This window comes from Acidisoma sp. (assembly GCF_035492295.1).
Classification (GTDB): Bacteria; Pseudomonadota; Alphaproteobacteria; order Acetobacterales; family Acetobacteraceae; genus Acidisoma.
Genome location: NZ_DATJJK010000169.1, coordinates 1 through 13,471, shown reverse-complemented (window position 1 = coordinate 13,471; position 13,471 = coordinate 1). Strand labels below are relative to the sequence as shown.

15 protein-coding genes are annotated in these 13,471 nt (G+C 64.6%); 6 read left to right on the top strand and 9 right to left on the bottom strand.

Annotated elements, in window-relative coordinates; translation table 11 throughout:
• The 3 genes from VL752_RS12170 to VL752_RS12160 form a co-directional block, all read left to right on the top strand.
• A partial coding sequence (locus tag VL752_RS12170) for a hypothetical protein (RefSeq protein WP_325355541.1) occupies nt 1-265 on the top strand: 265 nt, incomplete at its 5' end.
• Between the two features lie 448 nt (nt 266-713).
• Entirely contained in the window at nt 714-890 is a 177-nt protein-coding gene (locus tag VL752_RS12165; RefSeq protein ID WP_325355539.1) for a hypothetical protein, read from the top strand.
• Nucleotides 887-1,435 (top strand): hypothetical protein, encoded by a 549-nt coding sequence (locus VL752_RS12160; RefSeq protein ID WP_325355538.1) that lies wholly within the window; start codon nt 887-889, stop codon nt 1,433-1,435. The genes VL752_RS12165 and VL752_RS12160 overlap by 4 nt, the downstream gene beginning before the upstream one ends.
• Here the strand turns inward: VL752_RS12160 and VL752_RS12155 are convergent.
• The 9 genes from VL752_RS12155 to VL752_RS12115 are packed head-to-tail and all read right to left on the bottom strand — an operon-like array spanning nt 1,432 to nt 10,465.
• Nucleotides 1,432-1,974: a cysteine hydrolase family protein gene (locus tag VL752_RS12155; RefSeq protein ID WP_325355536.1), complete on the bottom strand. Its 543-nt coding sequence runs from the start codon at nt 1,972-1,974 to the stop codon at nt 1,432-1,434. The two genes, VL752_RS12160 and VL752_RS12155, sit on opposite strands and share 4 nt — an antisense overlap.
• A 5-nt stretch (nt 1,975-1,979) precedes the next feature.
• A complete protein-coding gene (locus VL752_RS12150; RefSeq protein ID WP_325355534.1) occupies nt 1,980-3,908 on the bottom strand; it encodes an MGH1-like glycoside hydrolase domain-containing protein in 1,929 nt (642 codons plus the stop codon).
• Entirely contained in the window at nt 3,905-4,981 is a 1,077-nt protein-coding gene (locus VL752_RS12145) for an ABC transporter ATP-binding protein (protein ID WP_325355532.1), read from the bottom strand. The genes VL752_RS12150 and VL752_RS12145 overlap by 4 nt, the downstream gene beginning before the upstream one ends.
• Entirely contained in the window at nt 4,978-5,802 is an 825-nt protein-coding gene (locus VL752_RS12140; RefSeq protein WP_325355530.1) for an ABC transporter permease, read from the bottom strand. Before VL752_RS12140 ends, VL752_RS12145 begins: the two co-directional genes overlap by 4 nt.
• A complete protein-coding gene (locus VL752_RS12135) occupies nt 5,795-6,658 on the bottom strand; it encodes an ABC transporter permease (protein WP_325355528.1) in 864 nt (287 codons plus the stop codon). Before VL752_RS12135 ends, VL752_RS12140 begins: the two co-directional genes overlap by 8 nt.
• 4 nt (nt 6,659-6,662) lie before the next feature.
• Nucleotides 6,663-7,742 (bottom strand): ABC transporter substrate-binding protein, encoded by a 1,080-nt coding sequence (locus tag VL752_RS12130; protein ID WP_325355526.1) that lies wholly within the window; start codon nt 7,740-7,742, stop codon nt 6,663-6,665.
• A 43-nt stretch (nt 7,743-7,785) separates the two neighbouring features.
• Nucleotides 7,786-8,754: a PfkB family carbohydrate kinase gene (locus tag VL752_RS12125; RefSeq protein WP_325355524.1), complete on the bottom strand. Its 969-nt coding sequence runs from the start codon at nt 8,752-8,754 to the stop codon at nt 7,786-7,788.
• Nucleotides 8,754-9,761 carry an ADP-ribosylglycohydrolase family protein gene (locus VL752_RS12120; RefSeq protein ID WP_325355522.1) on the bottom strand — a complete coding sequence of 336 codons (1,008 nt, stop codon included), beginning with the start codon at nt 9,759-9,761 and terminating at the stop codon, nt 8,754-8,756. Before VL752_RS12120 ends, VL752_RS12125 begins: the two co-directional genes overlap by 1 nt.
• Nucleotides 9,758-10,465, bottom strand: coding sequence for a GntR family transcriptional regulator (locus VL752_RS12115; protein ID WP_325355520.1), 708 nt, complete (start codon nt 10,463-10,465; stop codon nt 9,758-9,760). The genes VL752_RS12120 and VL752_RS12115 overlap by 4 nt, the downstream gene beginning before the upstream one ends.
• A gap of 293 nt (nt 10,466-10,758) precedes the next feature.
• On the opposite strand from VL752_RS12115, the gene VL752_RS12110 reads away from it, so the two are divergent.
• The 3 genes from VL752_RS12110 to VL752_RS12100 all read left to right on the top strand — a co-directional run.
• The gene (locus tag VL752_RS12110) at nt 10,759-11,883 is read left to right on the top strand and encodes an NAD(P) transhydrogenase subunit alpha (protein WP_325355518.1); all 1,125 of its coding nucleotides are present in this window, start codon (nt 10,759-10,761) and stop codon (nt 11,881-11,883) included.
• Nucleotides 11,884-11,904: 21 nt separating this feature from the next.
• Complete coding sequence (locus VL752_RS12105) at nt 11,905-12,219, top strand: NAD(P) transhydrogenase subunit alpha (protein WP_325355516.1); 315 nt, start codon at nt 11,905-11,907, stop codon at nt 12,217-12,219.
• An 11-nt stretch (nt 12,220-12,230) separates the two neighbouring features.
• The coding region (locus VL752_RS12100) for an NAD(P)(+) transhydrogenase (Re/Si-specific) subunit beta (protein WP_325355543.1) at nt 12,231-13,471 on the top strand (1,241 nt) is incomplete at its 3' end.

The following is a 13,471-nucleotide window of genomic DNA, read 5'->3' as shown; positions in this document are numbered from 1 at the left end:
TCAATCCAAGGCCAAGCACGCCACCCAGAAAACGCTTACGCATCATGGTCGGGGTCCCTCGCGGCTGATTATGCCCAGCAACGCAGCAAGAGGCATGCCAGAGGATTTGGGCGGCCGGCCGGCCGGCCAAGCGCATAATTTCTGGCTGAATGCCGAAAAACTGCCCATCCGGGACATGGGGTGCAGGTTAATTGTTCAATTAAAATGGAATATCCACCCGGGCCGCCAGATCAGAAACAAAACGGCTCTCCGTAAGGCGCCTTAGTCGTCGGGATGATTTTGAAGCGCGCGACCGTGCCGACTGTGAGGTCCACCACCGCGTCGGAGACTTCGACCGTCTTCATTTCGATGGCCTTGATGAAAGCCTGGCGCGGCCGCGGCGTGCTTGCGCGCCAGGTGGCGAGATCAGCCTTGGTCGGTTCCTCGAGCCGAGCCCTTCGGACGCCCTCAGAATGGCAATCGCCCTCGCGATGTCATCAAGGCTGAGTACATCGACCGGGTGGGACCCAAACCGGTACGTCCATGACGGGCAATCCTTGACTGCGGCGGCCAAGGCTAGAGAGAGAAACTGCTTGCGCGAATGACAAAGCGCGCCCTCTATTCGATAAAAGGCGCGAGGCTTGATCACGCCGTCGTCTCTCATCGGCACGGCGTTTGCTTAGACTTCGGATTAGGCTTTGCGCCTGACGGCCGCCCAAGGTTTCGGAATGCCCATGCGCCCGCTCGCCCCGGCTCAAACGCAGCACTTCGCAATGATCCGCGCCTCAGTGCCGGCCATGCTGCTGCGCGCGGCGCCAGGGCAGGATGTCAGGCTGGAGCGCGCCATGAGGGGCTGGACGGGAAAGGCGCCGACGGCGCTCGCCCGCGCCCGGGTGGAGGCGCTGGCATGAGCGCTTGCGCTAAGCGACGCGGTTCGCCGATCAAGCCGCTGGCGGCAGCTGCCGCGGCGATTCTGCTCAGCTTGGTTTTGCAGCGCTTTGGCGCCTTCGACATGCCGATGCCGCCGGGCTGCGGCCCCGGCCTCGCCCTGATCGAAGCGAACCTTACCCTGGCGCTGCGCATGGCGGCGCTGATGACGGTGATCGGCGTGGTAGTGCCACGGCCGGCGCTGCTGACCTCGCCGCGCGGCCTGCTCCGGCTCGGGCTCTGGGTGCTCGGCCTGACCCTCTTCGGACTGATCGAGATGCAGACGGGCATGGTGGCGATGGCGGCCGAAAACCCGGCGCTGGAAGCAATCCTGACTTATGGTCCGCTCGCCGCCGGCCTCGCCTTCGCCCTCCTCGTGCCCACTGGGGAAGGCTGCTGCATCGCCTTCATGCTGGCGATGTCCCATTTCGGACTGATGTCCTGGCCATGGATGGGTCTTTGCGCCGTGCTGGGCAGTATCGGCGAAGGCGGCATGCGCCGCGTCCTGGCCGTGGCGCGGACAGCTTAAACCAGCGCGGCGGTCTGCACCAATTCCACGAGCGGCGCTGCGCCAGCGAGGATGCCCAGTGTCTGCCCATGGGCTTCCGGCGTCCCGCCGGCGCAAGCATCTGTCGCCAGCCGCACGAACCGGCCGGCATCGATGGCGCCGAGTACAGTTGCGAGCACACAGCATTCGGTGGCGACGCCGCAGATTGCAAGCGCCGCATCCTGCCCAACACGAGCCGCCATCGCCGCATCCCATTTACCGAAGGTCGCCCGGGTTTCCACAAAGACACCTTCGCCCGGGGGTAGTTTCAACTCCCAGGCCGGATGCTGCTCTGGCAGAAGAAGGCTCGGCCATGCCTCGAAATAAGAGACCCAGGCACCTGTCGGCGGCATCGGCGCCACATAGCGCGTGAGGATGACACGACCGCGATAGGCCTCCACCAACCGCTCCACCTGCGGCAACGCGCGGTAGAAGTCGGCCGAAGCCCAGGGGCTGGGCGGGTCAGCGAAAGCGCGCTGCATATCGACCACGATCAGCCATTCATTCTGACGCGCCGGCATCGCCGTCACTCCTTCAGCAGGTCCCCGAGCCGCGGATAGGCGGAAGCGGGCGCGGCGTCCAGCATCCTCATGGCCGGAATGAGCGCCCCCCAACTGTAAAAGCGGTCGGCATCCACGCTCTCATCCCCCAACGGATCCGCGCGATGAAAATTCTCCCGGCAGATGCGACTTTCAACCCAGCCGGGCGCGAACATGGCCCAGGCGCGCGCCGCGACCTCGGCTGCAAGATCATCCAACTCGTGCCGACGCAGCCCTTCCCAGACGAGGAAGAGATGCGGTGGCCAGATGCGTCCACGCCAATAGACATTGTCGACGCTTGCCGGATCGTCCTGCGCGGAAGACGGCAGCACGCGCGGCCCCCAGAACTTTTCGACATTCAGCAGGTATCCGTCGATCAGCGCCTTCGCCTGGTCTTCGGTGGCCGCACCGCAGAGCAGCGGGTAAAAGCAGGTGACGGAGAGCGAAGCCTCGAACTCTCCGGACCAGTGCCGCGCGGAAAAGACACCGCGCAACGGGTCCCACAGTCTTTGGGAGATACGGGTATTCAGATCACGCGCCGTCTGTCTCAACGTCGCCGCCGTCTCGCCCTCGTCCAGAACCTCGGCGATCCGCGCAAGGCACTGCGCGTCGAGGGAGATGAGGCAATTGAGGCCGGGCTCGGCAACGGTCAGCGTATGACTCTCGGCATCAAAACCGGCACGGTCGAAAATCGGCGCGTTGTCCATGAAGGATTCGTCCATCGCACCCTGCTTGGTATGGACGAAAGCACCCGTGCCAGTGGGGCTACTGCCGTATTCGATAAGCCCGTCGCCATTCCCGTCTCGTTTCTCCAACCACCAGCGATGCGCGCGCAGCAGTGTCGGAAAATGCTCCGCAAGCAGTGAACGATCGCCGGTCATTTCGTAGAGTCGCCACAGCACGTAGGCGCCGATGGGAGATTGGGACCTATCGATCCATTCCTCGTTCGTCGTGCGCAGGCAGGCGAGATTGCCCTCCGGTGACTGATACCCCAGTGCCGCTTCGAGATTGTCCCGCGCGGTTGCGAAATCCCCCACCATGCCGGCGAGCAGCGCGTGAAAGAACATATCGTTCAGCCACACGCCCCAGCCTGAAAATTTTCCTGTCAGCCAGTTGCGGGTGAGCACGGTGGTCGGGCGATGATTCGCCGTATCCCAAAGCGTGTTCCAGGCGATGATGTCTCTTACTGCATCCCGGGCCGGCTCGGCCTGCATGAGCGCTTGTACGGGCCAGCGAGCGAGAAGCGCCGCACTGCCCGCTTCCGCCATTGCGCAATCGGTGCCGAGTGCAACGGCGACCCGAATTTCAGGGTGCATCTGGGCATTGAAGCGCAGGACGCCCCAGCGCGCCTCGGGCTCTTGCCGCGGTGGCGCGTAATAGCCGCGCGTATTCAAATCCTCGCCAAAGGTCTCGATCTCCTGATAGGCACCCCCATAAACCGCAGGCTCGGCCGACTGGATGGAGGCGAAGAGCGAGCGGTGGCGGGCCAGCAGCCTTGGGGGCAATGCGGGCGGCATCGGCTCGGCATTCTCTGCCTGCACCCAGGGCTCACCCGCACGCCAGGGCGGCGGCCCGCCATCGAGTGGCCGGAAACCCACTTCCAACGCCGCCCAGGAACGCAGCCCCCATTCGGCGAGTCTGAGAAAACGGAGAGAGACCGCGACGCGGTGCGGATCCGGCTTCGTGTAGGTCAGTTCCATTTCGCTCCCCGCATGGGCGATGCGGGCTCGGACGAAACTGCCGTTCGATGTGTGCTCGAGCAACGTGACACCCACTCCTTGCCCCGCCAGCCGGTAGCGGCCGTCGGCACTGCTGAAGAGGGAAAAGCGCAACGAGAGCCCTGTCGGAAGATGGACGAGACAGAGCGGGTCCTGTGCATCCCAGGTGTTCCATTGTCGAGCGACGGAGACGGTCATGCCCTGCCTGCTCCCACCGACAACAGTTGCCCGGCGCGGATACGGAGCCAGAGCGGCATTCCCGGTTCGGTCAGGCCCGCGTCCAAAATATCGGGCGAGAGGGCGAGGATGGAGATGACCTGCCCCGCCAGGGAGACCTTGAGCGTCACCACCGGACCACCGAATTCGGCAACGATCAACTGTCCCTTCAGTACATCGGAAGGATCCCCCTCCCCAGCCGAGACGACGAAAAATTCCTCAGGCCGCACGGCAAGGTTGAAACTGCCGCCTGCTGCCGGCAGCACGAGGCCCTGCGGCGGCGCAATGACGCTTTCACCCAGACGCAGTTTTCCATGCTCCAGCACGACGGGCAGAAGGTTGATGATGCCCAAAAAACCGGCAACGAATTCATCGGCCGGATTGCGGTAGATGGCCGCGGGTGCACCCTGCTGACGGATGGCGCCACCCTCCAGCACTACAACACGGTCCGCGAGAAACAGCGCCTCCTCCTGATCATGCGTCACCATCACCGTGGTCACATGCGTCTCGGCCTGAATACGCTTCAACTCCTCCCGCACTTCCTGCCGCACCTTGCGGTCCAACGCCGAAAGCGGCTCATCCAACAGAAGAAGCGCCGGGCGGATGACGAGGGCCCGGGCCAGCGCCACGCGCTGCTGCTGGCCGCCCGAAAGGGCGGCGGGCTTGCGATGGCCGAAGCCCGTCATGCGGACAAGGCGGAGCACCGCCTCTACCCGCTCTGCACGTTCGGCCTTTCCCACGCCGCGCATCCTCAGGCCGAACGCAACATTCTGAGCCACCGTCATGTGCGGAAAGAGCGCATAGTTCTGGAAGACGACGCCGATGTTGCGATGTTCGGGCGGCGTATTGGTGATGTCCTGGCCCGCGAGCGTCACGTGGCCGGCATCGGCCGGTGTGAAGCCCGCAATCACCTTCAGCAGCGTCGTCTTGCCTGAGCCAGAGGGGCCAAGCAGCGTGTGAAATGCGCCGCGCGGCACGTTCAGGCTGACCGCCTTCAGAACCTCGACCGCGCCAAAGGATTTGCCGACGCCAGCAACGGAGAGCCCTTCGCTCACAATGCGCTCCCCCCAGGCAGGCCCGCATTGCGCATCCCCAGCCGATGCAGGATGGCGATCATCACACAGGTGACGCCGACGATGAGCGTTGCCAGAGCATTGAGATCGGGCAGGTAGCCGGTGCGGATCAGCGTGTAGATCTTCAGCGGCAGGGTCTGCACGCCGAAAGGCGCCAGGAAATACTGGATCAGGAAATTGTTGAAGGAAACCATGAAGGATAGCAGCGTCCCGCTGAGGATGGAGGGGAGGATCAGCGGTGCGCTGACCCTCAGAAAGCTTGCAAATGGGCTCGCGCCGAGCGAGCGCGCCGCATGGTCCAAGTCTCGGTCCAGCGCATGCAGCCGGGCGGCGACGATGAAGACGACGTAGGGCAGCGTTGTCGCGACAAGTCCGAGATAGATCGAGAAGAGGCTGCGACCGAGGCCTACGGCATTGACCACTAGCAGCATGGCAAGGCCCAGAATAAGCCAAGGCACGGTGATGGCCGAGAGAAGCGACAGCCGAAAGATCGGGCCTCCGATGCGTGAGGACCGGCGATCCAGCCAAACCGCCGCCATGGTGCCGAGCAGCGCCGAACTTGCTGCCACGGCGAGGGAAAGCTCGACAGAGAGCCATGTAGGGCCAAGCAGACCCGAATCCGTGAAAAGCGCCCGATACCATTTCAGAGTCGCGATGAAGGGAAAGGTGCCGTAGGGCGACGTGTTAAAGGAGAGCAGGATGATGATGACGAGCGGGACGAAAAGGATGGCGAGCACGACCGCCAGCATCGTGCCCATGAAAGGCGAGAGCGCCTCCGCATCCCGGATACGGCGTTCAGACATGCGCCCGCCTCCCGAGCCAGGCCGCAGCCGGCCGGATGCCGGCGAGCAGCCCAGTGACGATCAGCATCCCGAGGAGAAGAAAAAGCGAAAGCGCCGAGCCGAAGGACGGATCATCCGCTCGCGTCATCTGATCGGCAATCACATTGCCGAGCAGCAGCCCGTTCGGTCCGCCCAGAATCTGCGATTCGACGAAGGCCCCGCCCATCGGAACGAAGACCATGACAAGGCCGGAGAGGAGCGCAGGCGCTGCCATGGGAAAGACGATATAGACCATACGCCGCATCGCACCCGCGCCAAGCGAGCCCGCAGCCGACAGTAATGAGCCGTCCACCCGCTGCATGCCGGAAAAGAGCACGAAGATCATCAGCGGCAGATTTTCATAGACCAGCATCACCACGGTCGCGGCCTGGGTATAAAGAAGGGAGGCGCCGGGGGAGGCGACCCCCAGGATGCGCGCCAGCATCATGACCGGGCTGCCTGAGCCCAGCACCACGAAGATGCTGTAGATCAGGAGCAAGTAAGAGGTGAGATAGGGAATCACGATGGCGAGCAGGATGAGGTTGCGCGTGCGGGCCTGCAAACGCGACAGCGCCCAGGCCGGGCACCAGGCGAGTGCGGCCGTGAGCAAAGCCGCGAGCCCCGCCGTCCACAGCGTCTTGATCGCCAGCCGCGCATAGAGCGGGCTTTCCACCATGCGCCTATAGCTATCGAGCGAGAGCGGCGCCCCGGCCCCGTCCGGCGCGAAACTGAACCAGACGAGAACGGCGAGCGGGATCACCACCATGAGCGCCAGCACAATGGCCGCCGGCAACAGAAGAAAAGGTGTCGTCACCCAATCGAGAAGGCGCCGTCGCATTTCCTCAGGATGCCTTCACATCTTCCCAAAGCTGCGTCCATTTTTTGAGCGCCTTGGGCGAGATGCCAGTCTGCAACGCTACCTTGCCCTTGTAGCTGAGCAGCGGGCCGGCCATCAGCTTGTCCGCTGCCGCCTGCGGCAGCGCCTTCACAGCATCGGCATTCACCGGCACGGCGAGTTCCTGATTGGGGCCGGGCTTGGTGATCCATTGCGTGAAATACGCTGGGCTGGTGAGGAAATTAACCCAGGCATAGGCGAGGTCCGGATGCGGCGTATCCTTCACGATCGCCCAGGTATCGCCCCAGACAACGGTGCCGTCATCCGGCAGGATGAAATCAAGTGCATGGCCGTTGGTCTTAAGCGTGCCGGCAAGGCCCGACCAGAGATTGCCCATGGTGATCTCGCCCGAGAGATAGGCCTTGTTCCAGTCATCGCCGGACGACCAGAACAGTTTCACGTTTTTCTTGAGATCGAGGAGGGCCTTGCGGATCTTGGAAAGATCGGGGTTCTGCGGATCCTCGCCGAGGTAGAGGGCCGCGGTCATCACCGCCGTCGTCGGGTCGTCGAAGAAGCCGACCTTGCCCTTGTTCGCGGGGTCCCAAAGCACGGACCAGCTCGTGGGCGCGGTCTTCACTACATCCGGGTTGACCGCAAGCGAGGTTGCCCCCTGCACCCAGGGGACGGCGTAGACTTGGCCCTTCAGCCGGATCGAAGGATCGTTCGCGAAGCGTGGCTCGAGTGCGGACCAGCTGGTAACCTTCGCAGTGTCGATGGGCTGGAACAGTGACTGCTGCGCGCCCGGCATGACGTATTCGAGGTTCGGCAGGACCACGTCGATCTTGCCGACGCCGCCCTGGCGCAGCATCTGCAGCAGATCGTCCTCGGAGGTGAAGTAGACGTTCTTGACGGTGGCACCCGTCATATCCTCGAACATTTTCAGGGTTGCCGCGTCATCGGCCCCGTAGTTCTGCCAGGATGCAACGGTGAGCACCTGACCCTTGAAGGCAGGCGCGGCAGCACGGGCGATGGACGGCAGCGCCATCAGGGCGCTGGCGGCAAGCACGGAACGGCGGGTGATCGGCATTCTCAAGCTTCCTCGTGTAATGGGTGAAATAATCAGTCTACAGTCAGCACTGGGCAGCACTCCGCTCGGTCAGCCCATCGGCGCTTGCGAGAAAGCGGTCAAGCTCATCGCGGCTCGGCGCGGTTGCGGGGCCGGCGCGGGTCACGGACAAGGCCGCGGCTGCGTTGGCACGCGCGACCGCTGCCCGGGCCGGCATCCCCGCCGCAAGTGCCGCGATCAGCACGCCGGCATGGCTATCGCCAGCGCCGGTCGAATCGACCATGCACACAGAGGGCGACGGGACATGGACGGAAGACCGCCCCTCGCCCTCCGAAATCCAGGCGCCGGCTGCGCCATCGCGCAGGACGAGCAGCGCGTCCGGCGAAAGTCCTGGTTCGAGATGGGTGCGCAACGCAGCGGGGTCCGTGACGCCCGTGAGAAGAAACGCCTCCCGGCGATTCATGCTCCAGACCGTCGCGCGGGGCATGGCGCGCGCCATGACCGGAGTCGGGATGTCCGCCACCAGCGGACCAGGATCGACCACGAAGCGGATGCTGCGCGGCAGGCTCTCCATCCAGACCGCGATGGCAGGACCGAGTTCGGGATAGGCAAGATCGTAACCCGAGGCGAAGACCGTATCGCCGGGCCGCAGATCAAGATCGGCGAGACGCCGGCCGCCGAGCGTAGCCTCCACGCCAGGGGAGGAGACGAAGGTACGTTCGCCATCGGGCTCGACCATGACGAGGCAAAACCCGCTGTCGCTCTCGGCCGTCGGTAGCAGCAGGGCAGCAATTCCTTCAGCCGCGAGATCGGCGCGGATGCGCGTGCCGTAAGGCCCTGTGCCATGCCGCCCCGCGAAGAGACATTCCATGCCCTGGCGCGCGGCGGCGGCGAGGATGTTGAAGCCGCCACCGGCCGAAAGTGCCGCGCCCGCGCCGATCACGTCCCCGCCGCGTACCGGAAGATGCGGCACCTCCAGGCGGATGTCGGCCAGAATGCTGCCGACGGTGAAGAGGCGCGGGGCGTGCCGCATCAACCGGTCGCCTTCCGGCGCAGCGCGAGCAGCCCTCGGGCGAGGCTCTCGAGGGCGAGATCCGGATTGGCTTCCTTCAGCGTCGCAACAGCCTTTGCAGGGAAGGACGCGGCGCCGTGGCAGGCGCCCATGATGGCGCCGGCAATGGCGCCCACGGTATCGCAGTCCCCGCCGAGGCTCGCCGCCAGGCAGCAAACGCGCCAGGGATCCGCTGGCGCTACGGCGCAGATCGCGAGGGCGGCCGGCACCGCTTCATTCGTGGCGACGCCTGTGCCGACGAGGCGATAGATGAGGTCGAGCGCGTCCTCCTCCGATCGGCCGTGCACGAGGTCCAGGGCCCAGCGGCTACGCGCCGCGACATCTCCGCCCGCGAAATAGAAGCCGCGCTTGGCCCCAGCCTCGGCCGCGCGCAGCGCGGTCTCCAGCGCTTGCGGCAGGCTTGCACCGGCAACCCCTGCACTGACGGCAGCGGCAACCGCCGATGCGCCGGCAAGGGCGACGGTCGTGTTATGCGTGACATGGCCGGATTGGAACACGGCATCGACCAGCGCTTCCATGGGTTCGGCGGCAAAGGCGATGCCGACCGGGGCCACGCGCATGGCCGCGCCATTGGTAGAGCCGGTGCGGCCTGTCAGTTCCGTCGACATGCCTTGCGCCACCAGTGTCAGCGCATGGCGCGTGGACGGGCCGAGAAGATCCTGCGAACCGACCGCGATCATCCGCGTCTCCCAGGCAAGCAGCGCCTGGGCGAAGGCTTCCGGGTCGACATGCCCCCTGCCTGCCACAAGCATCTCTCCCAGGATCACCGCCTGATCTGTATCATCTGTCACCCGGCCGGCGGCCATGCCGCGGCTGATGAAGTTGTCCGGCGGACCGGGCTGGAACCAATCGAGAATGCCGTAGCGGTCTATGATCGTCTCGCGCGCCGTATACTGCGTCGGCATGCCCAGCGCATCGCCGATGGCGAGACCCAGCAAGGCACCATAGGCGCGGTCATCCATGTTCATCGGGCAGCGTCTCCAAAACTCAGGCTGAGCGTGAAATGCCCCGGGTGCAGCAGGCTTTTTACATGTTCGAGGATGGCGCCGTCACGATCATGCACAATGCGGGTGGTGCTGAGAAACGGCTCCCCCACGGACTGTGCAAGGGCCTCGGCCTCAGCCTCCCCAAGGCGCAGGAGCGCCACCGCCTCACTGCCCCCCATGGGCTTGAGGCCAAGATTTTCCAGCGTCCGGTTGAGCGAATTGTCAACTAAGCCACTCTCGAGTACGGCGCCAAACGCCTTCCGCCAGGGCAGCCGGCTGCGTTCGAGCGAGACAGGTTTCCCCTCATTCGTGCTGCGCACACGATCCAGCGCGAGGAACTGCGCATGGTCGAGATCGAGCGCGGCGGCCAGTTCACGATCCTCCAGCCGCTCGAAACGCAGGATGCGCGCAGCCACCGCCACGCCGTGGTTTGCGAGCGCACGGGACCAGCCGAGCCCGTCGTCTATCCGCGCACCATTGTAGCAGACGAAGGAGCCCGCACCGGTCCAGGTCTCGATCAGTCCGGCATTCTGCAGGCTGGAGAGCGCCTGCCGGATGGTGCTACGGCTCACCTCGAAGCTGCGGGCAAGGTCGATCTCGCCCGGTAGGCGTTCGCCCGGCTGGAACGCGCCGGTCTGAATTCCCCGCGTTAAAAGCTCTGCAACCTTTTGGTATTTCGCCGCCACCTGTTCGAACCTGTCCGTTCCTGTCTGATCCTAGGCGACGATCCTGGCAGGCCGCAAGAATAAAAGATTCGCATCCGGAGGGTAGCATGTCCAAGTGGCGTTTTTGTTTGGACTCCATTACGGTTTTGCAGCCTGTCGGCCCTGATCTCCGATCACGAACGAGTGAGACGATGGCCAACCTCAATTTGCCATCCCAACCGAGGCTCTTGATCCTGGTCAAGGCCCGATTGGGGGAGCATCCTACTGTCCCCTGATCATCGCGTGGTTGCCTCACCAAAAGGTTCGATGAGATCATGGCTTTTGTCCTGACCGCCCTGAAGGAAACGCAAGCGGGAGAACGGCGCACCGCCGTCACCCCCACGACCGTTCCACGACTGCAGAAGATCGGCGCCGATATCCGCCTCGCCTCCGGTTGCGGCGAGTCCGCGCAATTTGCCGATGCGCTGTATTCGGGCTGTCGCATCGAGGCTGATCAGGAGCAGTTGCTGCGCCATGTGAACGTGCTTCTTGCCGTGCACCTTCCGCCCCTGCCCGTCATTCGCGCACTTAAGCCTGGCACGGTTCTGCTCTCCTTCATCCATGGGGCAAACGTTCCCGACCAGGTTCGCGCGCTGCGGGACGGCCGGATCAGCGCTTTCGCCATGGAGCAGATCCCCCGCATCAGCCGCGCCCAGACGATGGATGCCCTGTCAAGTCAAGCAGCCCTGGCTGGCTATATCGCCGTGTTGCTCGGGGCCGCCCAGATGCCACGCATCTTGCCGATGATGACGACGGCGGCCGGTTCGCTCCGCGCCGCAAAAGTCCTCGTCATGGGTCTCGGAGTCGCCGGATTGCAGGCGCTGGCCACTGCGCGGCGCCTCGGTGCCGTGACTGAGGGCTACGATGTGCGGCCGGCGACGCGGGAAGAAGCTCAATCCCTCGGCGCAAAATTCGTCGATACCGGCATCGATGCCCGCGCGGCCGGCGGCTATGCGCGGGAACTGACGGAGGAGGAGAAAGCCAAGGTCGCCGAAGTGATCGGCCGGCACATCGCCGAGGCCGATCTTATCGTCACCGCAGCCTCGGTACCGGGCCGGCCAGCCCCCCGCCTTGTCTCCGCGGCCCAGATCGCGGCAATGAAGCCCGGCTCCGTCATCGTCGACATCGGTGCCGAAAGCGGCGGCAACTGCGAGGGGACGGAGCCCGGCGCGACGGTCGTTCGCGGGCCGGTCACGATCCTTGGGCCGCTCAATCTCCCCTCCATGGTGGCGCAGCATGCAAGCGAACTCTACGCCAAGAATCTCCTCAACCTGCTGTCAGTCATCGTGAAGGACGGCGCCCCGCAGATCGATCTCGCGGATGAGATCGTCGCCGCCACGCTGCTGACGCATGACGGAACGATTCGCAATCCGGCCGTTCTTTCGGCAATCCATTCCTGAACGGAGCGTGAGACAGCCGCCATGACAGTCGACACAACCCTCAGTCTTCTGATCGCCCTTTACATCTTCATGCTCGCCGCTTTCACCGGCTACGAGGTGATCAGGCGCGTACCGTCAATCCTGCATACGCCGCTGATGTCGGGATCGAATTTTATCCACGGCATCGTCGTCATCGGCGCCCTGCACGCGCTGCTGCATGCGACGAGCCTGCCGCAACAGATCATCGCCTTCCTGGGCGTGCTGCTCGGTGCGGCCAATGCCGCCGGCGGCTACGTGGTGACGGACCGGATGCTCGCCATGTTCCGTTCGAGCACCGCGCGAAAGGGCGAACGATGACAGCCGGCCCGATGCTGCTCAGCGGCCTTGAGGAGGTGAGCGGTCTACTGGCCGCTGGCCTCTTCATCTTCGGCCTGAAATCCATGTCCTCGCCGGTCACCGCATTGCGCGGCATCAAGCTTGCCGGGCTCGGCATGGCAATCGCCGTGCTGGCAGCCTTCCTCACCGTAGCGCGTCTGCCCGTCGAGGCGGCCAGCCGCTTACCGGAAAACCTGGCACTCGCCCTGATCGCCCTCGCTCTGGGCGGCGGCTGGGCACTGTGGAGCGGCCGCCGCGTCGCCATGACTGCTATGCCGCAGATGGTTGCACTTTATAACGGCATGGGTGGCGGAGCGGCCGCCGCGATCGCCGCCGCCGAGGTCGCGCGCGGCGTGCCGCATTCCGGCGTGCTCGCCGCCGTCACCTTGGCCGGTGCGCTGATCGGCGCCGTGTCGCTGACCGGCTCCATCATCGCCTGGGCCAAGCTCGACGGACGGCTCGAAAAGCCGGTCCGCTTTCCGCGGCAGCAATACATCAATTGCGCCTTATTCCTGATTGCCCTCGCCCTCGGTATCGGCGCCATCCCCGGCCTGGTCAACGGCAGCATCAGTATCGCGGTCATCCTCTTCTTCCTCGCTGCCCTCGGCTTCGGCGTGATGATGACTCTGCCGATCGGCGGGGCGGACATGCCGGTGGTCATCTCCCTCTATAACGCCTGTACCGGCCTCGCGGTGGCGCTCGAAGGCTATGCCCTGCAGAACCCGGCGCTGATGATTGCGGGCATGGTGGTGGGCTCGGCCGGCACCCTGCTCACCCTGCTGATGGCGCGCGCCATGAACCGTTCCCTCGCCAATGTGCTCTTCAGCAATTTCGGGGAGATCGCTGCCGGCGGCGCGGGCCCTGTCACCGGCAGCATGCGGCCTGTCGAAATCTCGGACGCGGCGGTTGCGATGCGCTATGCAAGCAGCGTCATCATCGTCCCCGGCTACGGCCTGGCCGTCGCCCAGGCGCAGCAAAAGCTCTACGAATTCGTCAAGCTACTCCAGACAGCCGACGTGCAGGTGAAGTTCGCAATCCATCCCGTTGCCGGCCGCATGCCCGGCCACATGAACGTCCTGCTCGCCGAAGCCGGCGTTCCCTACGATCTCATTTTCGATATGGAAGACATCAATGAGAGCTTCGCAACGACGGACGTCGCCCTCGTCATCGGTGCGAATGACGTGGTCAATCCTGCCGCGCGCACCGACAAATCCTCCCCCATCTACGGCATGCC

What these genes read in the sequence shown, in the direction of transcription:
- VL752_RS12150 (WP_325355534.1), bottom strand. Translation starts at nt 3,908, where the DNA reads ATGACCGTCTCCGTCGCTCGACAATGGAACACCTGGGATGCACAGGAC.
- VL752_RS12140 (WP_325355530.1), bottom strand. Translation starts at nt 5,802, where the DNA reads ATGTCTGAACGCCGTATCCGGGATGCGGAGGCGCTCTCGCCTTTCATG.
- VL752_RS12105 (WP_325355516.1), top strand. Translation starts at nt 11,905, where the DNA reads ATGACAGTCGACACAACCCTCAGTCTTCTGATCGCCCTTTACATCTTC.
- VL752_RS12165 (WP_325355539.1), top strand. Translation starts at nt 714, where the DNA reads ATGCGCCCGCTCGCCCCGGCTCAAACGCAGCACTTCGCAATGATCCGC.
- VL752_RS12160 (WP_325355538.1), top strand. Translation starts at nt 887, where the DNA reads ATGAGCGCTTGCGCTAAGCGACGCGGTTCGCCGATCAAGCCGCTGGCG.
- VL752_RS12110 (WP_325355518.1), top strand. Translation starts at nt 10,759, where the DNA reads ATGGCTTTTGTCCTGACCGCCCTGAAGGAAACGCAAGCGGGAGAACGG.
- VL752_RS12155 (WP_325355536.1), bottom strand. Translation starts at nt 1,974, where the DNA reads ATGCCGGCGCGTCAGAATGAATGGCTGATCGTGGTCGATATGCAGCGC.
- VL752_RS12120 (WP_325355522.1), bottom strand. Translation starts at nt 9,761, where the DNA reads ATGAACATGGATGACCGCGCCTATGGTGCCTTGCTGGGTCTCGCCATC.
- VL752_RS12135 (WP_325355528.1), bottom strand. Translation starts at nt 6,658, where the DNA reads ATGCGACGGCGCCTTCTCGATTGGGTGACGACACCTTTTCTTCTGTTG.
- VL752_RS12125 (WP_325355524.1), bottom strand. Translation starts at nt 8,754, where the DNA reads ATGCGGCACGCCCCGCGCCTCTTCACCGTCGGCAGCATTCTGGCCGAC.
- VL752_RS12130 (WP_325355526.1), bottom strand. Translation starts at nt 7,742, where the DNA reads ATGCCGATCACCCGCCGTTCCGTGCTTGCCGCCAGCGCCCTGATGGCG.